Consider the following 22985-nt stretch of genomic DNA (forward strand, 5'->3'; position numbering starts at 1 on the left):
CGTATAGTTCTAATCTGTCTCAGACAGAACGGGCTACTATTTCGAATTCGGCGTCACCGACCCGGTGTTGCACCGAAATACCCTGCGCCCCATAGTGACCGGAATTACCCGATCGACATTCCCCGCTCGGCCGCCTCTGCCCGCCGTCTCCGCGCGGGCTCCAGATCCAGTGTCGGTGAACCGGCCTTCGGCACCTCGTCCGAGACGAACGCTTCGCTCAATTCCGGTACCCAACGGACGATCTCGTCGCGATAAGGACCTTCGGTCTCCAGCTGACCGAGCACGCCAACGAGCGTCAGGAACGAGCGGGCGAACGGCGTGAAGTAGGCGGGCATGGTCAGCTGCCGGACCACATTGGTCAATCGAGGATTGGTGGTGCGCAACACTTGTCGCCGCAACCAGCGGGTGGTCAGCCGGTAGGTCTCGTGCCGGAAGGGTTCACCGCAGGGAGTGATGGCGGCGTAGAGCGCGTCGCTGTCGAGAGCGAGTCCGTTCGCCACGAAGCCGTGTCGGCGCGTGGCGTCGGCCAGATCTCCTGGCCCGCCTCGGAATATCGCTTTACAGCAGTCGAGCGTCAGTTCGCCGAAACCCGCAGGAGGCCACGGGCTGCACGCGCCGAAGTCCATGACGCCGAGCCGGCCGTCCGGCAGCACGCGGAAGTTGCCCGGATGCGGATCGGCGTACAGCAGGCCGTGGCGAGCCCAGCCGGAGGTCACGAAGCGGACCATGAGCATGCCCACCCGGTCACGCTCGGCCTGCGTGCCCGCGGCGAGGACGCGCGGTACGGGTGTGCCATCGATCCATTCGCTGATCAGCACGTCACCGTGTTGCGCAACCACATTCGGCACATAGAAGTCGGGATCATCCGCGTAGGCCGCGGCGAAGGCGCGCTGATGCTCGGCTTCCGCCGCATAGTCGAGTTCCCCTGCGACCGACGCGCAGATCGCTTCGGTCACCGCCTTCACGTCCGCGCCCGGCAGGAAAACCGTGGCGAGATAGGAGATCCGGCGCAGGTGGTCCAAATCGCGGGCCACCGCCTGCCTGCCGCCGGGATACATCACCTTGACCGCGACCGGTCTGCCGTCGTGCCAGATCGCCCGGTGCACCTGCCCTAGCGAGGCCGCGGCGGCGCGTCGATCATCGAATTCGCGGAAGTGCGAATGCCATTCCGTCCCCATGCTTTCGGCTATGGCAGCGCGGACGGCGTGCGGCAGCATCGCGGGCGCGGCGTCCTGCAACCTGCTGAGCGCGATCCGGTACGGCTCGGCCACCTCCCGCGGCAGTGCCAACTCGTAGATGGCCAGCAGTTGCCCCAGCTTCGCGGCGCAGCCTTTCAGCTCGCCGAGCACCTCGAAGATGTGCTGCGCGGTGCGCAGCTGAATGTCCCGATTGACTTCTTCGGCCGATCTGCCGAGCGCCCGCTTGCCGATGCCCGCGGCCTGCCGTCCCGCGAAGGCCACCGGCAGCGCGGCCAGTTTCGCGCCGCGAACAGCGCCGTGAACAGGCGGTTTATCGTGGGAACGCGACGCGAAGAGCCGGGATCGTTTGCCCGCGGCCCCCGGCTCGGGGCGCTCTCCGATGGGCCGGATGGTCATGACTCACCTCACAGTCGCGGGCACAAGTGTGACACAGGTGCAGTACCCGACAGTAGGGCTTAGACTGTCTGGGACGTGTTCGAAAGTAGTCGAAAGGTGACTTCGATGGGATCCCAGACGGTGGTCGCCGACGTTGCCGACGAGCTGGCGCGCCGGGTTGCCGCGGGGGAATATCAGCCGGGGGATCTCATGCCGTCGGTGCGTCAGGTCGCCGAGGAATTCGATATGAACCGCGCGACCGCGCAGCTGACGCTGGGCAGGCTGGAGTCGTACGGTTTCGTCGAAGCCCGGCGCGGCAAGGGATTCACGATCCGTGACGTCCGAGAGGCGGGCGGGGTGGACGTGTACCGCCAGCTGTTCCGCTTCTCGATTCCCATGCCGGACATCGCGATGGAGATGTTCCGCGACATCGTGGACGTCGAGCGCAATCTTGTGCTCGAGACGCTGCTCGCCTACACCGGTGGCGAACAGCGGATCGATTCGGCCGAACTGAAATCCACCATCGACGAGCTCGAATCCCTGGCGCGTCAGCAGGTTCCGGATCTGCGGCAGATGCTGGCGCTCGAGGTCGCGCTGGTGCGCAGACTGCTGACCACGCTCGGTCTCCCCATGCAGCGGGCGATCTTGAACTCGATCGGTGAGACGGTGCTCGAGGTGCCGGAGGCGGTCGAAGCGTATTTCGCGGGCGCGCCGGATCTGCACGTTCTGGTCTGGCGAGCGCTGGCCGCGGTGTGGGATTCCGGCTCGGGGCCGAGCGAGGCTCAGCTGGCGCTGTTCGAGGATCTGTTCGGCATGTACCACGAGAAGGTGATCGCGCGCTTCGAGGAATTGGTGGTCGGCATCGAGGAAAGCGCCGGCGTGAACCAGGCCGCCACCGCCTAGTCGTTTCGTACGCTGCACAGTGCGTCTGGGACGATTTGCCCCGACCATCCTCTCGTTGCGCCGAAGTGAGCTGGGCCACCGCGTTCCCTGAGCGTATCTGTCCCAGACGCTAATGGGTCGAATGGGATGAATCGGCCGCGGCTTGCGTGGGTGTTCGGGCTGCTGCGCACCGCGCCGACCACGACGAAATCGTCTCCGGCACAGGGTCTCAGCGGCGCGACCGAGTGCTTCTGGGCAGCGGGGTTCGAGTTCGGCCCGAAGTCGTGAACCGGAGATCGCACCGGCGTAGGGGTGGCCGCCGCTACGCCGGTGCGATCGTCCCGGGCTTTCGACCGGACGGATGCCGCACGGCATCGCCGTCCCGGAATCGACGCCCGGACTCAGGCCCCGCCGTTGAGCTTGTTGAGGCGCTCGCACGCCTCGACGTACTCCTGGATCAGGCGGTTGACCACATCCGCGGAACGCTCCACCCGATTCATCATGCCGACGATCTGGCCGACCGGATTGAAGTTGACGTCCTTGGCGGCCTCCGGATAACGGTGCCCGCGCTTCACGCCTTCCAACGCGACCATCATCTGCAGCGGCATCGGCAGCGGGTCGGGGGTATCGGCCCGCTCCCACGCCTCGGTCCAGTCGTTGCGCAGCATGCGGGCGGGCTTGCCGGTCCATGCGCGCGAACGCACGGTGTCGTGGCTGGTCGCGTCGATGTAGGTCTGCATCTGGGCGGGCGGCACGTTGGCTTCCTCGACGGTGAGCCACACCGAGCCGGTCCACGCGCCCGCCGCGCCCATCGCCATCGCGGCGGCCACCTGGCGGCCGTTGCCGATGCCGCCCGCGGCCAGCACGGGCAGATCGCCGACGGCATCGATGACCTGTGGCCACAGCACCATCGAGGAGACCTCGCCGCAGTGGCCGCCGCCCTCGGTGCCCTGGCAGACCACGAAGTCGAGGCCGGCGCGCTTGTGGTTGAGTGCGTGCTTGACCGAACCGCACAGCGCGCCGATCAACCGGCCGGAATCCTGCACCTGCTTGATCACGTCCTCGGGCGGGGTGCCGAGGGCGTTGGCGACCAGCTTCGCCTTCGGGTGCCGCAGAATCACCTCCACCTGCGGGCCCGCTGTGGTGGCGGTCCAGCCGAGCAGTTGGTTGTGGTGCTCGCTCTCGGGCAGCTTGGGCACGCCGTGGTCGGCGAGGATCTTCTCGGCGAAGTCGCGGTGCCCCTGCGGGACCAGTTCGGCCAGCTTGGCTTCGAGTTCCTCCGGGCTCAGTCCATCGATGCCCTTGCCCTCGTACTTGGAGGGAATCACCAGATCGACGCCGTACACGCCCTGTACGTGCTCATCCAGCCAAGCCAACTCGACCTCGAGCTGCTCGGCGGTGAAGCCGACGGCGCCGAGCACGCCGAGTCCGCCCGCATTGCTGACCGCGGCCGCCACGTCGCGGCAGTGGGTGAAGGCGAAGATAGGGAATTCGATCCCGAGCCGTTCGCAGATTTCGGTACGCATGGCGTGCTGGTCTCCCTAACTGCTCCGCCGCGAACGGCGCGGCGCAGATGTACTAGAACGAGTTGCATAAGTGGCGCTCGGTTCGGCCTGGTCGCCGCACGTCGAGTCCACCGCGAGCCGCTGATATCGCCATGAAGCGGCTGCGGCATCCTCGACTGGCCTTCGCACCATGCCTCGACAGTAACACGTTCTAGTTTTCTGCGGAATGCGATGCCGGATCAGGCGGTGGCGCGCTCCAGTTCGGCGAGCGACTCCTCCAGGTGGTCGAGCAGACGGGGCAGCTGCGGCACACTGCGACGGCAGCCGACCAGGCCGAAGTCGAGATTGCCCGCGTTGGAGGTGAGCGTGATGTTCACCGCCTGACCGTCGAACGGGATCGACAGCGGGTAACTCGCGTCGAGACGCGCGCCGTTCCAGTACATCGGCTCTCGCGGCCCGGGCACGTTCGAGATGACGATGTTGAAGGTCGGACTGGTCCACGGGATCAGCGCGGGCACGAGGTTGAGGGCGAGCGGGCTGAGCATCAGTGCCGACAACGCCATCGTCTGATTGCACGACAGCGTGCGATAGACGTCCTTGCCGTCGCGCATCGACGCGGCGACCACCTGCAGGCGCTCCAGCGCATCGGCGATGTCGGTGCCGAGGTTGCACAGCACCGCGCCGACCTTGACCCCGTTGGTCTCGTCGTCGTCCTCGGCGCGCAGCGACATCGGCACCATCGCGACCAACGGCTTGTCCGGCAGAGCGGCTCGTTCGAGCAGGTAGCGCCGCAGTGCGCCCGCCGACATGGTGAGCACCACGTCGTTGAGCGTCGAGCCGGTCGCCTTTTTCACTTGCTGCAACCGTTCCAACGGCCAGGACCGCACCACCGCACGGCGCGCGCCGCCGATCGGGACGTTGAACATGGTGCGCGGCGCCGCGAACGGCAGGGTCAGCTGCTGCCGCGACAGCGCGGTGCGCGCGGCACGCAGGACCGATACGCCGGATGTCGCGGCGGAGAACAGGTTTCGCGCCACACCATCGGTACCGGACGGCGTCCTACGCCTGCCCCGAGGCAGGTGCCACGGCACGCGCGTGACACTCGAGGACGGATCGCCGGTCAGCGTGCGCCGGAGTAGACGCTGGGCGGAAACGCCGTCGATCAACGCGTGATGCATCTTCGAATACAGTGCGAACCTGCCGTCGGCGAGGCCCTCGATCAGGTGGAACTCCCACAGCGGGCGGTGCCGGTCGAGCAGACTGCCGTGCAGGCCGGAGGCCAGCTCAACGAGCTGGTCCATGCGTCCCGGCCCGGGCACGGCCAGCCGCCGCACGTGGTAGTCGAGTTCCACGTCCTCGGCGCGCGTCCACGCCATCTGCGGAGACCCGAAGATCGTCGCGGGATGCTTGCGAAAGGCCGGATCGATGTCGGTGCTGCGTAATAGCTTGTCGTGCACTTGTGCGGCGAAGTCCGCTCCGGCGTCCTCCGGCGGCTCGAACAGCTGCAACGCTCCCACGTGCATCGGCTGTTCGCGGGATTCGGCGAGCAAGAAGACGGCATCGACCGGCGCGATGAATTCCATGATGAGTCGCCCCCTGACGACATGGTGAGGATGTTCGGAGTACGAATCGACCACGTTGTCGGCGGGCCCGCGCAGCCATGAAACCGCCGCGACACGACAAACTTACCCGGGCGCGACGGACCGCGTTCGGTGAATCACCGAACCTTCGAGGCCAGCAGGTAGGCCTGCCCGAACCGCTCGTCGGGACCCGGCTCGCGCACCATGCGAGCGATCATGGCGAACCCGGCGTCACCGAGCAGACGCACGAGACGCTTCGGCGCCCACCGGTAGGCGCGAGTCACCTTGTGGTCGAAGGCTTCCACCGCGTCGGGCTGGTCGGCCGTCTGGAAAGCCAGCAACACGTGCCCTTTGCTTGCGAGTACCCGATGGAACTCGCTCAACACGTGCGGCACGCGATCCGGTGGGAGGTGAATCAACGAATACCACGCGACTATGCCGCCGAGCGCCTCGTTGCTTATCGGTAGCTGCTCTACGGAACCTTGCGCGAAAAGTAGCTGCGGATGTTCCACGCGGGCCAGCTCCACCATTCGCGGCGAGAGATCGATCCCGAATACCTGCGCACCCAACGCAGCGAGGTGTCCGGTGATCCGTCCCGGGCCGCAGCCGACATCGGCTATGGGGCCGGAGCCGTTGCCCGCCACCGATTCCACGAAGGCGCCGAGCATCGCCCGATCGAGCACCGCACCGGCGAGGTGGTGGCGGAAAAGCTCGGTGTAGAGCTTGGCGACGTGGTCGTAGGCGGCTCGGGTGATGGCCACGTCAGGGTGTTCGTCTGCGAAGTCTTCGGTCGAATCCAGCACCCGGAGCAGCGTATTACGTGCTCACTCCCCCGAATCGAATGCCAGGGCGACGGCGAGGCCGTCCGCGTAGACGCGGTGCCGGGTGATCAGGCGCCGTGGCGATCACCTCTCGGGTAATTGGGCGGCAGCCTCCGGCGCGGCGGGCGCGTCCGCTCGTGCCGCTGTGTCGCGACCGCGCGCGGTTCCCAGCACGGAACCGAGGATGACCAGCGGGAAGCCGATCGCCATGCCCGCGGTCAGCGGCTCGCCGAGCGCCGTGACGCCGAGCAGGATCGCCACCGCGGGATTGATGTAGGTGATCACCGTCGCACGGGCCGGGCCGACCTCGGCGATCAGCGCGAAGAAGAACAGGAACGCTACGGCCGTGCAGATCACCGCGAGGCCGAGCACCGACCAGGCCGCGTCGGCGGTGATGCGCGACGGGCGCAGCCACCCCGCGAACGGCGCGTAGATCACCGCCGCCAGCAGCAGCGATGCGGTCACCACACCGAGCGGGGGCAGATCGGCCAGTGCGCGATTGATGACGATCGGACCGACCGCGTAGCCGACCGTGGTGAGCCCGATCGCCGCGATCGCCGCCGGATTCCCCGAATCGACATCCAAGCCGACGAGCGCGGCGACGCCCGCGAACCCGACGAGCAGGCCGACCACCCGGCTCGCGTCGAACCGGTCGTGGCCGAGCACGGTCACGATCACCACGGCGATCAGCGGCACCGCCGCGATCAGCAAGCCGACCGTCGAACTGTGCAGCGTGGTCTCGGCGTACCCGATCAGGAACCACGGCCCGGTGATCTCCACCAGGGTGTAGAGCAGCAGAGGCCGCCATCGCCGGAACACCGGCGCCAGCGCGTCGGCGTAGAGCGCGACCGGCAGGAGCAGCAAGCCACCGATCAGCGTGCGGCCGAACGCGACCACGATCGGGTCGAGATCCTCTACCGCGATGCGGATCATCGCGTACGGCACGCCCCAGATCACGCCCATCGCCAGGAAGAGGGCCCATCCGCGGCGGGTCATCGCACGACCACCGCGCGGTGCGGACGGACGGCGACCGATTCGGTGCCGGGGGTTGAGAACATGCTCCGCTCGCTTTCGACCACTGGGAGCTTATCCAGGTGATCCGATCATCCGACAGATCCACTTCCCCGCTCCGGCAAGGCCGGTTCGCTCCGTTCCATGTCCCGTTCGTCCTATTTGAGCGAATGATGCGCGAGTGCAACGTTGTTCGGGCTAGTCTTCGCCCGGAGCGAAGGGAAGGCATCATCGTGGTCGACGTCATCCGCCGACTGGCCCCGAGCGAGGAGATGTTCGCCGCGGGCGAGGTCTTCATCGGTTATGCGGCACGGGTATCCGGTCGGTTGGACCTGCCCGCGTTGACAGCCGCCTTCGAGGCAGTCGCCCGGGCGCATCCCATTCTGCGCGCCCGCATCGAGTCGTCCGCCGACGGCGGTCGAGTCTTCACCGTGACGGACGCGGCACCCCAGGTCTTCGTCGCCGACGGCGATACCGAATTCGCCTTCACTGGAGCGAAATTCGACCAGCGCACCGGCGTCTGTGGGCTGTGCGTGGTACGCGACGGCGACACCGCGAGCGTCACCCTCGTGATCCATCACAGCATCGCGGACGCGTTCCACGCGTTCGCCATCGTCACCGAGTTCTGGGCCGGGTATCGAGACGCGGTCGGCGGAAAGATCCCCGAGTCGCCGGTGCACGCGTTCCCCGAATCGATCGAGCATCTGCTCGCGGCGCGAGGCATCGAGAAGATGGCGCTGCCCGGAGCCGGGGCCGCTGCTACCGCGCCACAGGTACCGCAGCCGCGCGACGACGACTATCCGACGCTGCACACCACCCGATGCCGGCTCTCCCGAGAGGAGACCGCGGCGCTGGTCGCCCTCGGACATCGCGAGAACGTCACGGTGCACGGTCTGGTGTCGGCGGCGCTGTTGCGGACCGAAGCCGAGATCCGCGAGCTACCGCTCACCGGGCTGCTCTACCTGTACTCCGTCGACCTGCGGACCAGGGTGAGCCCCGAAATCTCCGCCACCGAAGGCACGAACGTCCTCGGTTTCGCCAATTACCTCTCCCCCGAATCCGCCGTCACGCTGGTGGAATCGGCCCGCGGCATCAGCGCGGCGCTGCACGCGGGCCTGGCCGCTGGCATCGTGCAGCGCACGCCGTTGAGCATCCCCGACATGGCGGCGGCGCCGCGACCGGCTCTGCCCGGCGTGGTCATCGCGACCAACTGGGGCACTATCCCGCCGCTGCCCGAGCAGGACGAGCTGCGCATCGACGACTTCCACTCCACCATGCTCGCGAAGCCGGACCTGACCGGCCGCCGTCCGCAGCAACCGGGCGGCGGCACCTGCGTCATCAGCACTTTCGCCGGACGGCTGAGTGTGGAAATCCATCATCCTGGGGAATTCACCCAGCTCCAACGCCATCGCGTCGAAGTGCTGGCCCGCAACCTTCGCGCCGTGCACGACTGATTCCGCCCGACACCGAGCGCACCCGGTTACACGTCACCGCTCGCGCGTTGGCGGGCGAATACGCCGCGGGCCGCGATCACGCCGAACGGCTGTGATCGCGGCCCTCGGGTCGATCAGTTCGACGCCTTCGCGGTCGCCGTGGTGGTCGGCGCCGCGGAGTGCGTTGTCGTCGTGGTCGATTCGGTCGTGGTGGTCGGCTTCGTCGTCTCGACCGGCGCCGCGACCGGAGCAGGCGCGGGCGTGGTGGTGGTGACCACCGGCGCCGAGGTGGTGGTCGAGGTCGGCGCCGTCGTCGTCGGCCGGTCCGTGGTGCCGGTTGTCGTAGGGGCGGCGCTGGTCGGCTTCGGTGCCGTGGTCGAGCTCTTGGCGGGTTCGGTCGTCGGAGCCGCCGAGGTGGTCTCCGCCGCCTTGTACACGGCGGCCAGGTCCGCCTCCTGCGGCTTGGACGTCGGGTCGACCTGCTTACCGGCCTGCGCCTGCTTCGCCAGATGGGTGAGCCACGCGGCCGCGTACTCCGCCGAGGTCAGCGGCTTGCCCGCGGCGGGGTCCGCGTCGTCCCAGTAGTCGAAGTGGTGACCGGTGTGATTCGGGCCCAGGGTGAGGTTGTACGGGTCGCTGAGGATGACCGGGATCGTGTTCTGGTTCGTCACGATGAGCCCGACGATCTCGTTGAGCACCTTCTGCGGCAGGTAGGCCAGCGGCGACATGTCGTTCGTGGCAATGGAGTCCGCCTGCACCGGCGCTTTCTTCTCACCCGGCTTGTACGCCGGATCCGACACCCGCAGCAGCACCTGCAGGAAGGTCTCGTCGCTCTGCATCCAGTTCGGCTGCGACTGGATGTCCGCGAACGCCGCCATCGCGATCCGGCCGAGGACCACGGCGACGTCCTGCCCGGTCGCCGGCGTGAGCCCGTCGCGCTCGAGCGCGTCCACGTTCAACTGCCTGCCGACATTGACCACCAATTGCAGCAGGGAGATGTTCTGCGGCGCCGAGCAGGTGAGATCGCCGTCGGAGCAGAACGACGCGATCTTGCCGTTCAGCGCGCCGAAGTCACCGCTGGTGCCGCGCACCGCGCCCTGCCCGGGAACCGCGTTCGTGCCGTTCTGATATTGCTGGTCGAAGCCGTCCGGGTTGCTGAACGGGTCCTTCGATCCCGGGAACGGCCCGTCGCCCGCCGAGCGACCCGAGTCGGCGAGGATGACGACGCCGACGACGTCGGCCGGATCCACGATCCCGTACGCGCCGTCCTGGCCGGGTTCCTGATGGCCGATCTGCATCGCGACGCGGCGGACGACGTCGGCGCCCTCGCTGTAGCCGACGATCGAGAACTTGGTGTCGGGGCACGCCTGGGCGATCTCCCGCATCACCCGCTCGGTGTTCGCGACACCGGCGTTGACAGCGTCCTCGTAGGTGGACATATTCGCCGGATAGGCGATGTAGACCGCGGCGTACGCGTCCGGATCGACGTCGTCGGCCGGTGCGTTGACGACCGGATCGACCCACTCACTGCTGTGATCACCCGACAGCGCGGCGGGCAACGGGTTGCCGTTGGCATCCACCAGCATCCTGGTGGTCCCCTCCACCGGAGTGTCGTTGCGACCGGCCACCGAGATGGTGACCATGTCGCGGCATTCCGTGACAGAGGTCGTGAGCTGGGTTTCCCTGGTTTCCGGCGTCGACGTCAACGCCAACGAGGTGGCGACCACCGCCGCCACGCCCAGCACCGCCGGAGCGGCAACCGCCGAAGCGATGCGATGCCGCGCGAAGAACTCGCGAAGAGCCATGTCCTGATTTCCATTCCATACACCGACAAAGTGGACGGACAAGCCCCCCGACGGGCCATACGTCACCGAGGACGTCGTGGTAGGGGCCCTGAGCGTTACTTAGTGCCGGATGGAAGGGTTCGAACCGCGAAGCGTCCCCTCGCGCCTGATTGCTGCTTGACCTTCACGTATGCGTCAATCCTTAGCGTCGGGGCATGACGACTGTGACGCGAACCTCCCGAGCGATCCAGCTGGCCGCGCGACCGAACGGATTGCCGGCATTGCCGGACTTCCGGCTGATCGAAGAGGCGGTACTCGATCCCGCACCGGGTCAAGTGCTGATCCGCAACCTGTACATGTCGCTCGATCCGGGAATGCTGATGCAAATCGGCGGATATCCCGAAATCCCGATGCCCGCCTTCGCCATCGGCGAAGTGATGTCCGGTGGCGCGATCGGTGAGGTCGTCGCGTCCGCTGACCAGCATGTGCCGGAGGGAGCATTGGTGCTGCACCAACACGGCTGGCGCGAGTACGCCATCGCGGACGCCGACAGCGTTCGGGTCGTCGACGCACAGGCGTATCCGTCGCCGTCGACGTACCTCGGTTTCGGATTGGTCGCGTATGTGGGGCTGACCGTGGTCGCGGGGTTACGCGAGGGTGAGACCGTTCTGGTCTCCAGCGCCGCCGGAGCTACCGGAAGCCTGGCCGGCCAGCTCGCGCGACTGCTCGGCGCCGGGCGAGTCGTCGGGAGCGTGGGATCACCGCGGAAGGCCCGCTACGTCATCGACGAGCTCGGCTTCGACACGGCGTTCGACTATCACGACCAGCCGTTGTCCGACCAGTTCCGGGCAGCCGCGCCGGAAGGGGTCGACGTGTATTTCGACAACGTCGGCGGCGCGCAACTGCGCGCCGCGATCGAGACGATGAACGTCGGCGGGCGAATCGCCCTGTGCGGCGCGCTCGCCCGGCAGCGCGCGGGTGGGACGCCCGATGGTGGGCCCGGAGACCTGCTGCCGGTGATCGCGAAGCGAATCACACTGCGCGGATTCACCGCCCTCGATCACCTGGATCTGGCGCCGGAATTCGGACGGCGGTTACGCCAGTGGCTCGCCGAGGGTTCGCTGCGGCACGCCGAGAATGTCGTCGATGGGCTGGAAAACGCTCCACAGGCAGTGCTCGACCTGGTGCGAGGTCGCTACACCGGGAAAGTAGTTGTGCGGCTCACGCGTTGAACAGTCACCACGGGAAGGACACGACAATGCTGATCGGTGAACTGGCGGAGCGGACCGGAACGACCACGCGCGCGCTGCGCTTCTACGAGGAACGAGGTCTGCTCACCTGTGAACGCACCACTTCGGGCTACCGCCGCTACGACGAAGAGGCGGTGAAGCGGGTACACAACATCCGGGAACTGCTCGATGCCGGATTCACCATCGACGATGTCCGCGCGTTCGTGCCCTACCTCGACCGCGACCTGCCCCAAACTTTCCCGTTCGAGCCGCGGTGCCCCAACGGGTACGCATCCGTCGGCCCACCACGGTTCGCCGAGCTCAATCGGCGCATCGCGAATCTGATCGAACTACGTGATCGCCTGATCGACCGGATGCCGTGGCTGGCACAGGACAGCCCGAGCGAGCCGACTGGCGAAGACCAACAGCCGTGCGGTACTTGAGCCCAGCCTCCCCCGAACTCAGCCGCGCGCCATATCCACGAACCGCGACAAATGCAGCTGATGGGCGACGGTGATCGTCGCGGTGGGGCCGTTACGGTGTTTACCGAGAATCAGGTCGGCCTCACCGCCGCGCGGGTCGTCGCGCTCGAAAGCGTCGGGACGGTGCAGCAGGATGACCATATCCGCGTCTTGTTCCAAAGATCCCGACTCGCGGAGATCGGACACCATGGGGCGCTTGTCGGTTCGCTGTTCGGGACCGCGGTTGAGCTGGCTGATCGCGACCACCGGCACTTCGAGTTCCTTGGCCAGCAGTTTCAGATTACGGGAGAAGTCCGAGACTTCCTGCTGACGGGATTCGACCTTTTTGCCGGACGTCATCAGCTGGAGGTAATCCACGACCACGAGTTTCAAATCGTGGCGCTGCTTGAGCCGCCGCGCTTTGGCGCGGATCTCCATCATCGTCAGGTTCGGCGAATCGTCCACGAACAGCGGCGCCTCGCTGATCTCACTCATCCGCCGCGCCAACTTGGTCCAGTCGTCGTCGCTCATCCGCCCGGACCGCATATCCCCGAGCTTGATCTTCGCCTCCGCCGACAACAACCGCATGACGATCTCGGTACGACTCATCTCCAAGGAGAAGATGACGCTCGCCAAGCCATGCTTGATCGAGCAACTGCGCATGAAATCCATTCCCAAAGTCGAGTTGTGCGTGGGAATCATCGAGCGTCCGGCCAGATACAGATGATCGGCGTTGTCCACTTCGACGCAGCGCACCGGCACGCTGTCGATCCGGCGTACATCGACGACGAATCGCGAGTTCGATCGCACCGTGCTGCGGCTGGCGCGCCGTTCCTTGTGCAGCAAGGCCTTCCGATACAGACCGAACACCTCGTCGTCGGTGGCGAAGGTGAGGGTGTAGGCGGTAGAGGATTCCTCGGAACGACCTCGGACTCGCTTGGTGGAGAGATGACAGCGGTAACCGAGGCCGACGATCAGCTCGTGCACGTCTGCGACGAGCCGGGCGTTCGTGACACTGAACTGTACGGAGCCGCCGTTGGTCACGGTGCCGTCGGTGTCCAGCAAACCGGCCAGTAGGGACCGTCGCTGTTGCTCGGACGCTCGCAGGTAGTCGATGGGAATGTGCTTGTCACCGAGGACACCGAGCGTCCGCAGGCGCGCCTGCACGCTCCCGACGGTGTTCCGGCACTTCTGGCACAGGCGCAGACCGATCGACCGTTCGCCGCAATTCGGGCAGCGCGGTGCAGGCACCGGAGCCGAAAGGAACCGAGCCTTTCCGCCGCAGGACCGCCCACAGGTGCGGACCTCGGTGGTGAAAGGAACGAATTCCTTGCCGCAGACCAGGCACTCGCGTGCGGGGATCGGCTCGTCGGCAGGCAATGTCAGCTGATAACGCAGCCGAGCCGACCGCGAGGGCACCGCGACGATCCCCTCGGCCTCGATTCGCGCGATGATCTCTGGATCGGCGCAGGTGAGCTGTGCGGCGGCGGACGGTCCGTCGCCGAGCCAGGCGCCCAGCGTGTAGGGCGGCACCGTCAGGGCGCGCGCAGGCAGTTGTAGCGGGCCGGAATTGCTGACCGAGTGGTTCAGTCTGCGATCCGCGGTGTCGCACCGCAGCGTTCTCGCGATCTCGGCGGTCGTACGCACCTCGGCAGCTGCCCGTTTCGACCGTCTGGATGCCCTGGTCTCCGTGAGCCATTGATGTTGTTCGTCCGCGACGAGCACGGAGCCGTCGGAGAACTCCACCTCGTAGCAGGGACGCCCGGACAAAACCTCGGTCGCCGCTACGACGCGGGTGGGACGACCCTTCGCGTCCAACAATTCGTCGCCGACGTGGACCTCACCCATGGTGGTCCATCCGGTGGGTGTCGGAAGGGGGGTATCCAGGGCCAGCGCCTTGCCCACACCAGGCCTGGCCGCGACGATGATCATCTGACCGGGGTGCAGGCCATTGGTGATTTCGTCGAGTTCGGTGAAACCGGTGGGGACGCCGAGGGAGATGCCGCCGCGGCTGGCGATGGAGTCGATTTCGTCCATCGTCGGCTGGAGCAGTTCTTCCAGGGGGAGGAAGTCTTCGCTGGTGCGGCGTTCGGTGACCTCGTAGACCTCGGCTTGGGCGCGGTCGACGACCTCGGCGACGTCCTGGCCGTCGGCGCCCGCGTAGCCGTACTGGACGATGCGGGTGCCCGCCTCGACCAGGCGGCGCAAAATGGCCTTCTCGGCCACGATTTCGGCGTAGTAGCCCGCGTTGGCCGCGGTCGGCACGGTCTGGGTGAGCGTGACCAGATACGGCGCGCCGCCGATGCGCTTGAGCTCGCCACGGCGGTCCAGGCCCGCGGCGACGGTCACCGGGTCGGCGGGTTCGCCGCGCCCGTAGAGATCCAGGATCGTGTCGTAGATGGCCTGATGGGCGGGACGGTAGAAATCGCCGGGCCGAATCGCCTCGACGACGTCGGCGATGGCGTCCTTGCTCAACAGCATGCCGCCGAGCACCGACTGCTCGGCCGCCATGTCGTGCGGAGGCTGGCGGCCGAAGTCCTCGCCGGGAGGTTCGGGCGGGAAGTCCGTGTGCCCGCGGTCATCGGTGGTTGTCACCAGACTCGACCGTCCTCTCTACCCCACGACCGGGATGCACCCTGTCGACTCGTTTTACTCCCGGGCACCGACACGTTCGAAAAAGCCTTTGACCAGGGCTCCAGCTACCGCCGCGGCACCGGTCCGTGCGCGCGCTCGGGAGCGGCCCGCGCGCAGCGATGCGACGAACCTAGGCGACCCGCTGGCTGTGCACCAAACCGCACTGTGCACACAGCTGTGGATAACTTGGGGAGAGTTCACTCAACCGTGTGCACCCCCTGTGTACAACTTGGGGAAAACCCAGGTCGGCGGGGTCAAATACGCAGATAGATATGGACTTCCGCGTTCTTCCAGGTGTGGATTAATGAAGTACCGGCGTGTCGGCCAAGTTGAACAGCCGGGCGTGTTGGGTTAACAGCACGTGAGCTACATATGGCCTGAATCACATTGCGGAAGGTCGGTTCGACCCGTAATCCACAGGCTGGGTAGACCCGGCGTCGTTGCGGTGTGCGGTGCGGCCCAGATTGTCCCTGATGACGCGCTCGGTCATCCGGCAAATAATTAGCTACAAAGCGGCTCGCGGCAGCGGAGCACGACCGAGGACCACTCCCGTGAACGGACGGGAGTGGTCCTCGACGCGATGCCTGGAATCAGGCGGCGGTGACCGTGAGGTCGAACTTCGCCGCCACGTCCGGGTGCAGGTGCACCAGGATGGCGTGCTTGCCGGTCGACTTGATGTGCGCCTTCGGCAGCTCGATGCTGCGCTTGTCGACGACGGGGCCACCCGCCGCCTTGACGGCCGCCGCGACGTCCGACTGGGTCACCGAGCCGAACAGCTTGCCGGTGCCCGCGGTCTTCACCGCCAGCGAGACCGACTCCAGGTTCTCGATGGCCTGCTTCAGCTCGTTGGCGTGGTCCAGGTCGCGGACCCGGCGGGCTTCCTGCGCCCGGCGAATGCCCTCGACCTGCTTCTGCGCGCCACGGCTGGCCGCGATCGCCAGGCCGCGCGGCAGCAGGTAGTTGCGGCCGTAGCCGTCCTTGACCTCAACGGTGTCGCCGGGGGCACCGAGGTTGTCCACATCAGCGGTAAGAATCAACTTCATTGGCGTGCCTCCCTTTCTCAGCGAGCCGTCGACACGTAAGGCAGCAGCGCGACCTCACGCGAGTTCTTGACCGCAACCGCGACATCACGCTGGTGCTGGACGCAGTTGCCGGTGACGCGGCGGGCGCGGATCTTGCCGCGGTCGCTGACGTACTTGCGCAGCAACGCCGTGTCCTTGTAATCGATCGTGACGGTTCCGGTCTTGCTCTCCTTGCAGAACGAGCAAGCCTTCTTCTTCAGCACCTTTTCGCGCGCGGGCGCTTTAGGCATGGTCTTGTACTCCGTAATCAGTGATGGCCCGAATTCGTGCGGGCCGTTGTGGCCGTTCTCAGAACGGCGGTTCGTCATCCATGCGGCTGTTGCCCCCGAAGGAGCCTGCCGCGGGCGCACTGCCCCAAGGGTCGTCCTCGGCACCGCCGGAACGCCCACCGCCACCACCGGAGGAGGCATAGCCGCCACCGCCGCCGGACCCGGACCCGAAGCCGCCGCCACCACTGCCGCGGCTGGTCTTGTTGACCTTCGCGGTGGCGTAGCGCAGCGAGGGGCCGACCTCGTCGACCTCGAGCTCGACGACCGTGCGCTTCTCACCCTCGCGGGTTTCGTAGGAGCGCTGCTTGAGCCGTCCGCTCACGATGACACGGGAACCCCTGGTCAGGCTTTCGGCGACATTCTCTGCGGCCTCGCGCCAGATATTGCAGCGCAGGAACAGCGCTTCGCCGTCTTTCCATTCGTTCGAATTACGGTCGAACACACGGGGAGTCGACGCGACGGTGAAATTCGCCACCGCCTGTCCCGCCGGTGTGAATCGAAGCTCCGGGTCGGCCGTCAGATTTCCGATGACGGTGATGACCGTGTCGCCTGCCATGTGGTTCCTCCTGCTCGGTGTGCAGTCCGCGTCTCGCTGTTGCGCTAGAGCCTAGGCACAGGCTCCGACGCAAACGAGGGTTGCCGGACTACTTGTCGTGGCGCAGAACCTTGGTGCGCAGCACCGACTCGTTGAGACCGAGCTGGCGGTCGAGCTCGCTCACGGTGGCGGGCTCGGCGGTCAGGTCGACCACGGCGTAGATGCCCTCGGCGTGCTTGGCGATCTCGTAGGCGAGCCTGCGGCGGCCCCAGATGTCGACCTTGTCGATCTTGCCGCCCTCGGTGCGAACGACACTGAGCAGGTTGTCCAGCGACGGACCAACAGTGCGCTCGTCCAGGCTCGGATCGAGGATGACCATCACTTCGTAATGACGCACGGACCAATCACCTCCTGTGGACTAGGAAACGGCCACGGACGGTCCGTGGCAGGAGGGTCGTTGCGTCAGCAACCCGAACAGGCTACATGAGCGGCACCTGAGCAGTGAAATCGCCCCGCGAGCCGCCCCGGCTCGCACGTGTTCGGCTCGCGCGTTCGCGTCGCTAGGAAGGGGAATGGCGGCACGGCCCCGACCGTCCGCTTAGGGTGGATCCATGCCGACCGGACTCGCCGCCAGCGACCTGCCCGCGGGTGGCGTGCGACGCCGCGCGGCGTTCGCCGTGGTGGTGGTGCTGCTCTGCGGTCTCGTCCTCGCGCTGGCGTACGCGAACAAGGCGCGTTGCGCGGGTGCGCCGTTCGACCGGGACGGGCGCAGCACGGTTTTCGATGTGATCAAGGATTCGGACGTCTGCTATTCCGATATCCAATTCCTCTGGCTCGGCCGAGACATCAACGAGCATGTCTTTCCCTATGTGACCGGCGGCATCACCGACGACGGGGCGTTGGTCGGCGGCGCGGTGGAATATCCGGTGCTCAGCGGCGTGCTGATGTGGTTCGGCGCGGTGGGCGCGCACAATGACGCCGATTTCCTGCGGTACTCGGCGCTGCTGCTGGCGCCCTTCGCGTTGCTGACCGCGTGGATGCTGGCTCGCCTGGCCGGCGGCGCGGCCCTGCTGTGGGCGGCCGGACCGCCGCTGGTGCTCTATGCCTTCCACAACTGGGAGCTTCCGGTGGTGTGCACGGCGGTGGCGGCCGTCTACGTGATGACCGCCTTGACCCGCTACTCGGTGCGTACCAGGGGCATCGTGGCCGCGGTGCTGCTCGGGCTCGGGTTCTGCCTCAAGCTGTACCCGGGGATCTTCGTGTTGCCCTTGCTGGCGTACGTGCTCACCGGCGGTGGCGAGCGCGAAGCGGGAGCGGGCGATCGCGGACCGGACGTCCGTGGCGCTCTGCTCACCGCGGGCGCGGCGATCGGCACCGTGGTAGTGGTGAATCTGCCGTTCGCGCTGGTGGGTTACGAAGGCTGGCGCGCGTCCATCACCTTCCAGCAGTTGCGTCAGGCCGATATCACCACGAATTCCATCTGGTACTGGGGACTTCGGCCGATGTTCGGTCCCGATCCGCGCAGCGAGGCGGCGTTCCAGCAACTGGTCTCGGTCGCTTCCCCGTTGCTGGTGCTCGCGGCGTTCGCGCTGGCCATGTGGCTCGGCCGGCGGCGCTACCTGGCGACCGGCGTGTTCCCGTGGGTCGGTGTGAGCGGCGCGATGCTGTGTGGATTCCTGTTGTTCCACAAGGTGCATTCCCCGCAGTACACCCTCTGGCTGGTGCCGTTCCTGGTGCTGCTCGAGATCCCCTGGTGGTTGGTCGGCAGCTATCTCGTCGCCGACGCGGCCATCGGGATCGGGGTGTTCCGCTACTTCTACTCGATGGGTACGGGCAAGTCGGTCGAGTTGATGGAGCACATCGTCCAATTCGGTGTGTGGGGGCGCGCGAGCCTGCTGATCGTGTTCTTCTTCGTCTTCCTGTGGGCGGCGCCGCGTGGAAATCGTTCGATGACGCCCCGGGCCGCGCGGTCCGACCCCCGCGATCTGGTTCCGGTGGTCTAAGGCCCACCGTGCCGGGCCCGAAAGGCCGCGCTTTTGGCGCGGTTGCCGCACAGGGTCATGTCGCACCACCGGCGCGAGCCGCCACGGGAAGTGTCCACATACAGCCGCGTGCACACGGGGCGACCGCACTCCTTGACGAGCGCCCGGCTGCCCAGTAACTCGATCGCGGAACGTGCGACGGCGGCCAAGGCCGCGTCCGCGTCGCCGGAGCGGACGACCGTGCCGTCGGCGCGCAGGCTGATCGAGGGCGGGACGCCCTCGGCGAATTCGTTGACGGTCCCGCGGTCGCCGTCGTCGAAGGCGGTTCCGCGGGCGGTGGCCAGCGCCATGCGATAGGCCGCCTCACGCAAGCGCACTGCCCGCGCGAGGGTATCGGCGTCGCCGGTTGGCGGGCTGTCGAGCAGGCCCGCGGCGACGATCCAGTCGGCCAGCGCCGCGGGTGTGGAGAGGACGTCCTCGAACCTGGTCGAGCGCCCCATGACGGTACCGGCGAAGTCCAGGGCGAGGTTGCCGCTCACGAAGGTGAACACCTCCTCATAGTAACCGCCTTGACAGGTTATTGAACCGGATGCCACTGTGATAACCACCCAAGGTGGTTACTCCGAGGAGGGTCCGTGCAGAGCCGATTCGCGATGGTGGCCGCGCAGCCGCTGTTCGTCTTGTTGTGGAGCAGTGCGTTCATCGCGGGGGTGATCGGGGTCGGCGCGGCGCCGCCGCTACTGGTGCTGTTCGTGCGCTTCGCCGTCGCGGGAGTGCTGCTCACGGCCTACGCCCTCCTCGCGCGGGTCACGTGGCCGCAGGGAGGCCAATTGCGTCACGTGCTCGTCGCCGGGCTGTTGATGCAGATGGTCCAGTTCGGCGCGTTCTACACGGCGATGGCCGAGCATGTCTCGGCGGCGGTGATCGCGCTGGTGCAGGGCTTGAATCCGGTGGTCATCGCTCTGTGCGCCGGACTGATCGGCGAAGTCGTCACGATGCGGCAGTGGTTCGGCTTCGGCATCGGCGGCATCGGAGTCGCACTCGCCGTGTTCGACCAGTCCCACTTCTCCCTGGCCGGACTGCTGCTGTGCGTGGCAGGGCTGCTCGGGTTGAGCATCGGCACCGTGTACCAGAAGCGATTCACGCCCACCGTCGATCCCAGGGCGGCCACGGCGCTGCACGTGGCGATCAGCGCGCCGATCGCCGGGGTGCTGACCTGGCTGTCCGGCCAAGTGCACGTGTCGGACGTGGGCCGGTTCGCCGGGTCGCTCATCTGGATGGTGCTGGTCAACTCCATGGCCGCGTTCCTGCTGCTCAACGCCATGTTGCGCCGGTGGGACGCGACCAGGGTGGGCAAGCTGTTCTTCGCGACGCCCGCCGTGACCGCGATCCTGGCCTGGTTGCTGATCGATCAGCCGCTGCGACCGTTGACCGTCGCCGGACTCGCCATCGGCCTGGTGGGCTTGGTGTTCGCGGCTCGCAAGCCGGCGTCGGCGGTCGTCGCGCGGCAACCGGTGCCCGTGCCGCGGTGACCTACTTGCGCCCGGCCTGCCACTGCATACCCCACTGGTATGCCTGGTCGAGTTCGCGCTGGGCGCCGTTGACGTAGTGCACTTCCCGGTGCACGGTGATCCCGGCCCCCTGGTTCTGCAGCAGGGCGATGGCGCACGAGCGAGCGCCGTCCACCGGAGAATCCAGGCGGACCTCGACCTGCGGACCGGATGTGGGGTAGAGCGTCACCACGCCGTCGGCGGCGGCCCAGTTCGGCACGCCCTCGTAGATGAAGGCGAAGATCAGGATGCGCCGGAACAGCTCGGGCCGCGCGAGGTCGATGTGCAGGTTCTCGCCCGACGCGGCCGCGCCGCTGCGATCGTCGCCGTCGAGCCGGATGTAGGGCTCGGCCTCCAGCGTGCCGAAATTGCCGCCGATCGCCTGCACGACGCCCTTGGCGCCGTTGGACAGTTCGTAGAGACAGCCGAGGTCGAGATCGATCGGCTTGGCGCGGCGGAAGAATCCCTTCGGTCCGCTCGACCAGTTCAGGTTGACCCGCATGGTGCCCTGCTGCTCACCCGGCTTGGTCAGGTTGATGCTCGGTGTCGCCTTCGACAGGGTCACCTTGGACAGGTTGACGCCGCCGGGGTTGTCGTCGATCGCCATGGCGCGATCCCCCCTCTGTGGAAACGAGAGCGGCAGCGGCCATCCCTCGGGATGGGGCCGCTGCCGCAACGGGTCTTCGGGCTGCTTGCCGGGAATCAGCCTACCGGCGTCGGTTCCCGTTCGCTGTCCAGTTCCTCTTCGTCCGCTCGGCCGTTGCGGACGATGCTGGTGATGAACGCCGCACCGATGAACGCGACGCCGACCAGGCCGGTGACGACCTCGTTGATGTGCACTCCGATCGAGACCAGCAGGATCGCCGCGAGCGCGCCGATCGCCCAGTGCGCGCCGTGCTCCAGGTAGACGTACTCCGACAGCGTGCCCTTGCGAACCAGGTACACCGTGATCGACCGGACGAACATGGCGCCGATCAGGCCGAGGCCGAGCGCGATGATGATCGGGTCGGAGGTGATGGCGAACGCGCCGATCACGCCGTCGAAGGAGAACGACGCGTCGAGCACCTCCAGGTAGAGGAACAGGAAGAAGCCCGCCTTACCGGTGGCCTTGACCAGCTCCGACGGCCCTCCGCTCTGCTCCTCGGTGTGGAACATGGAGCCGAGCCCGTCCACCGCGATGTAGGTGATCATGCCGAGCAGGCCCGCGACCAGCACGGTCGAGCGGTGCGCCTCGTCGGCGATGAACTCCGCGGTGAGGATCAGGCCCGCACCCGCGACCACCACGGAGAGCATGTCCAGCTTGCCCGCCTTGGCAAGCGGCCGCTCCAGCCAGCTCAGCCAGGTGATCTCGCGTTCCTCGAAGATGAAGTTGAGGAACAGCAGGGCCAGGAACATACCGCCGAACGCCGCGATCTGCGGATGCGCGTCGGTGAGCAGCTTCTCGTAGCTCGGGCTGCCGTCCGGGAAGGTAAGGGCGCCGTCCGGGGGCGGATTGAGGGCCAGGTCGAAGGCCCGCACCGGATCCAGCCCCGCGGTGATCCACACGATCGCCAGCGGGAAGACCAGCCGCATGCCGAACACGGCGATCAGCACGCCGACGGTGAGGAAGATCCGCTGCCAGAACGCGCTCATCCGTTCCAGGACGGTGGCGTTGATCACGGCGTTGTCGAACGAGAGCGACACCTCGAGGATGCCGAGGATCGCGGCGAGCGCGAGGGCGGTCGGTCCGCCGTACACGACCGCGACGACGAGCGAGAGCACCGTGACGACGAGGGACATGCCGAATATGCGCAGGACCACGCTGGGACCTTTCGTGAGTGAAAACGAGGCGGCGACGTTTGCTACCAGCGTGGCTGCTGGATCGCCGGTTGTCCAACGTTGCTCCCAGGGCGCCGGCATGCCTGGGTGGCACGACGAGGGGGCCCGTCGCCGGGCCCCCTGTGAACAGCTAAGTGTTGCTCAGACGTTCACGCCGTAATCACGGGCGATGCCCGCCAGACCGGAGGCGTAGCCCTGACCGATCGCGCGGAACTTCCACTCCGCGCCGTTGCGGTACAGCTCGCCGAAGACCATGGCGGTCTCGGTCGAGGCGTCCTCGGTGAGGTCGTAGCGGGCGAGCTCCTCGCCGTTGCTGCGGTCCACGACACGGATGTAGGCGTTGCGGACCTGGCCGAAGGACTGCGACCGGGAGTCGGCGTCGTAGATCGAGACCGGGAAGAAGATGCTCTCGATCGTGGGCGGGGTGTTCGCCAGGTCGACGTTGATGACCTCGTCGTCGCCCTCGCCTTCGCCGGTCCGGTTGTCGCCCGCGTGCTCGATCGAGCCCTCGGGAGAACGCAGGTTGTTGAAGAAGACGAAGTGCTGGTCGGACAGGACCTTCTTGTCCCCGCCGGTCGCAATGGCGCTGGCGTCGAGGTCGAAGTCGGTGCCGGTGGTGGTCCGCACATCCCACCCCAGGCCGACCGAGACAGCAGTGAGGTTAGGCGCCGCCTTGGTCAGCGAGACATTGCCGCCCTTGGACAAACTGACACCCATGCGGGATTCCCTTTCAATAGTCCGTCATTGGTTCCCAGCATGTCCGGATCGCCGGGGACGCCATCGACAGTAGTAGGTTTCCGCGAACTTTCGTAGGAACCCGCGTAACCCCCGGCGA

General features: G+C 66.9%; 21 protein-coding genes. 6 read left to right on the forward strand and 15 right to left on the reverse strand.

Annotated elements, in window-relative coordinates:
- Nucleotides 1-104 precede the first annotated feature (104 nt).
- On the reverse strand, nucleotides 105-1595 hold the full coding sequence (locus tag ABZW96_RS03895) for an AarF/ABC1/UbiB kinase family protein (RefSeq protein ID WP_355071121.1): 1491 nt from the start codon (nucleotides 1593-1595) through the stop codon (nucleotides 105-107).
- Nucleotides 1596-1700: 105 nt separating this feature from the next.
- Between ABZW96_RS03895 and ABZW96_RS03900 the strand changes: the two genes are divergently transcribed.
- Complete coding sequence (locus ABZW96_RS03900; RefSeq protein ID WP_355071122.1) at nucleotides 1701-2477, forward strand: GntR family transcriptional regulator; 777 nt, start codon at nucleotides 1701-1703, stop codon at nucleotides 2475-2477.
- 380 nt (nucleotides 2478-2857) lie between these two features.
- Here the strand turns inward: ABZW96_RS03900 and ABZW96_RS03905 are convergent, their stop codons facing one another.
- The 4 genes from ABZW96_RS03905 to ABZW96_RS03920 form a co-directional block, all read right to left on the reverse strand.
- The gene (locus ABZW96_RS03905) at nucleotides 2858-3982 is read right to left on the reverse strand and encodes a nitronate monooxygenase family protein (RefSeq protein WP_355071124.1); all 1125 of its coding nucleotides are present in this window, start codon (nucleotides 3980-3982) and stop codon (nucleotides 2858-2860) included.
- Between the two features lie 218 nt (nucleotides 3983-4200).
- Nucleotides 4201-5544: a wax ester/triacylglycerol synthase family O-acyltransferase gene (locus ABZW96_RS03910; protein WP_355071126.1), complete on the reverse strand. Its 1344-nt coding sequence runs from the start codon at nucleotides 5542-5544 to the stop codon at nucleotides 4201-4203.
- 134 nt (nucleotides 5545-5678) lie between these two features.
- Nucleotides 5679-6344 (reverse strand): class I SAM-dependent methyltransferase, encoded by a 666-nt coding sequence (locus ABZW96_RS03915; RefSeq protein ID WP_355071128.1) that lies wholly within the window; start codon nucleotides 6342-6344, stop codon nucleotides 5679-5681.
- 102 nt (nucleotides 6345-6446) lie between these two features.
- On the reverse strand, nucleotides 6447-7358 hold the full coding sequence (locus ABZW96_RS03920) for a DMT family transporter (RefSeq protein ID WP_355071129.1): 912 nt from the start codon (nucleotides 7356-7358) through the stop codon (nucleotides 6447-6449).
- Nucleotides 7359-7606: 248 nt separating this feature from the next.
- Between ABZW96_RS03920 and ABZW96_RS03925 the strand changes: the two genes are divergently transcribed.
- Complete coding sequence (locus ABZW96_RS03925; RefSeq protein ID WP_355071131.1) at nucleotides 7607-8827, forward strand: hypothetical protein; 1221 nt, start codon at nucleotides 7607-7609, stop codon at nucleotides 8825-8827.
- 113 nt (nucleotides 8828-8940) lie between these two features.
- Here the strand turns inward: ABZW96_RS03925 and ABZW96_RS03930 are convergent, their stop codons facing one another.
- Nucleotides 8941-10611, reverse strand: a complete 1671-nt coding sequence (locus tag ABZW96_RS03930) for a cutinase family protein (protein WP_355071133.1) — start codon at nucleotides 10609-10611, stop codon at nucleotides 8941-8943.
- A gap of 194 nt (nucleotides 10612-10805) precedes the next feature.
- Here ABZW96_RS03930 and ABZW96_RS03935 point away from each other — a divergent pair, with 194 nt between their 5' ends.
- Nucleotides 10806-11822, forward strand: a complete 1017-nt coding sequence (locus tag ABZW96_RS03935; RefSeq protein ID WP_355071134.1) for an NADP-dependent oxidoreductase — start codon at nucleotides 10806-10808, stop codon at nucleotides 11820-11822.
- 26 nt (nucleotides 11823-11848) lie between these two features.
- A complete protein-coding gene (locus ABZW96_RS03940; RefSeq protein WP_355071136.1) occupies nucleotides 11849-12262 on the forward strand; it encodes a MerR family transcriptional regulator in 414 nt (137 codons plus the stop codon).
- A gap of 18 nt (nucleotides 12263-12280) precedes the next feature.
- Here ABZW96_RS03940 and dnaB read toward each other — a convergent pair whose 3' ends face one another.
- The 5 genes from dnaB to rpsF all read right to left on the reverse strand — a co-directional run bounded on the left by dnaB (nucleotide 12281) and on the right by rpsF (nucleotide 17197).
- Nucleotides 12281-14875 (reverse strand): replicative DNA helicase, encoded by a 2595-nt coding sequence (gene dnaB / locus ABZW96_RS03945; protein WP_355071138.1) that lies wholly within the window; start codon nucleotides 14873-14875, stop codon nucleotides 12281-12283.
- Nucleotides 14876-15504: 629 nt separating this feature from the next.
- A complete protein-coding gene (gene rplI / locus ABZW96_RS03950; protein ID WP_355071139.1) occupies nucleotides 15505-15957 on the reverse strand; it encodes a 50S ribosomal protein L9 in 453 nt (150 codons plus the stop codon).
- 17 nt (nucleotides 15958-15974) lie between these two features.
- Entirely contained in the window at nucleotides 15975-16226 is a 252-nt protein-coding gene (gene rpsR / locus ABZW96_RS03955; RefSeq protein WP_043700357.1) for a 30S ribosomal protein S18, read from the reverse strand.
- A 58-nt stretch (nucleotides 16227-16284) separates the two neighbouring features.
- Nucleotides 16285-16821: a single-stranded DNA-binding protein gene (locus ABZW96_RS03960; RefSeq protein ID WP_039803206.1), complete on the reverse strand. Its 537-nt coding sequence runs from the start codon at nucleotides 16819-16821 to the stop codon at nucleotides 16285-16287.
- 88 nt (nucleotides 16822-16909) lie between these two features.
- Nucleotides 16910-17197, reverse strand: a complete 288-nt coding sequence (gene rpsF / locus ABZW96_RS03965; RefSeq protein ID WP_039803204.1) for a 30S ribosomal protein S6 — start codon at nucleotides 17195-17197, stop codon at nucleotides 16910-16912.
- A 214-nt stretch (nucleotides 17198-17411) separates the two neighbouring features.
- Here rpsF and ABZW96_RS03970 point away from each other — a divergent pair, with 214 nt between their 5' ends.
- Nucleotides 17412-18803, forward strand: a complete 1392-nt coding sequence (locus ABZW96_RS03970; protein ID WP_355071141.1) for a hypothetical protein — start codon at nucleotides 17412-17414, stop codon at nucleotides 18801-18803.
- Here ABZW96_RS03970 and ABZW96_RS03975 read toward each other — a convergent pair.
- Entirely contained in the window at nucleotides 18800-19333 is a 534-nt protein-coding gene (locus ABZW96_RS03975; protein ID WP_355071143.1) for a CGNR zinc finger domain-containing protein, read from the reverse strand. The genes ABZW96_RS03970 and ABZW96_RS03975 overlap by 4 nt on opposite strands.
- Before the next feature lie 84 nt (nucleotides 19334-19417).
- On the opposite strand from ABZW96_RS03975, the gene ABZW96_RS03980 reads away from it, so the two are divergent.
- Complete coding sequence (locus tag ABZW96_RS03980; RefSeq protein WP_355071144.1) at nucleotides 19418-20314, forward strand: DMT family transporter; 897 nt, start codon at nucleotides 19418-19420, stop codon at nucleotides 20312-20314.
- 1 nt (nucleotide 20315) lies between these two features.
- On the opposite strand, the gene ABZW96_RS03985 is transcribed toward ABZW96_RS03980, so the two are convergent.
- The 3 genes from ABZW96_RS03985 to ABZW96_RS03995 all read right to left on the reverse strand — a co-directional run bounded on the left by ABZW96_RS03985 (nucleotide 20316) and on the right by ABZW96_RS03995 (nucleotide 22867).
- Nucleotides 20316-20939 (reverse strand): Tellurium resistance, encoded by a 624-nt coding sequence (locus ABZW96_RS03985; RefSeq protein ID WP_355071146.1) that lies wholly within the window; start codon nucleotides 20937-20939, stop codon nucleotides 20316-20318.
- Nucleotides 20940-21034: 95 nt separating this feature from the next.
- The gene (locus tag ABZW96_RS03990) at nucleotides 21035-22132 is read right to left on the reverse strand and encodes a DUF475 domain-containing protein (protein ID WP_355071148.1); all 1098 of its coding nucleotides are present in this window, start codon (nucleotides 22130-22132) and stop codon (nucleotides 21035-21037) included.
- 159 nt (nucleotides 22133-22291) lie between these two features.
- Entirely contained in the window at nucleotides 22292-22867 is a 576-nt protein-coding gene (locus tag ABZW96_RS03995) for a TerD family protein (protein WP_355071149.1), read from the reverse strand.
- Nucleotides 22868-22985 lie beyond the last annotated feature (118 nt).

The sequence above is a fragment of the Nocardia sp. NPDC004168 genome (assembly GCF_040610355.1).
Lineage (GTDB): Bacteria > Actinomycetota > Actinomycetes > Mycobacteriales > Mycobacteriaceae > Nocardia > Nocardia sichangensis.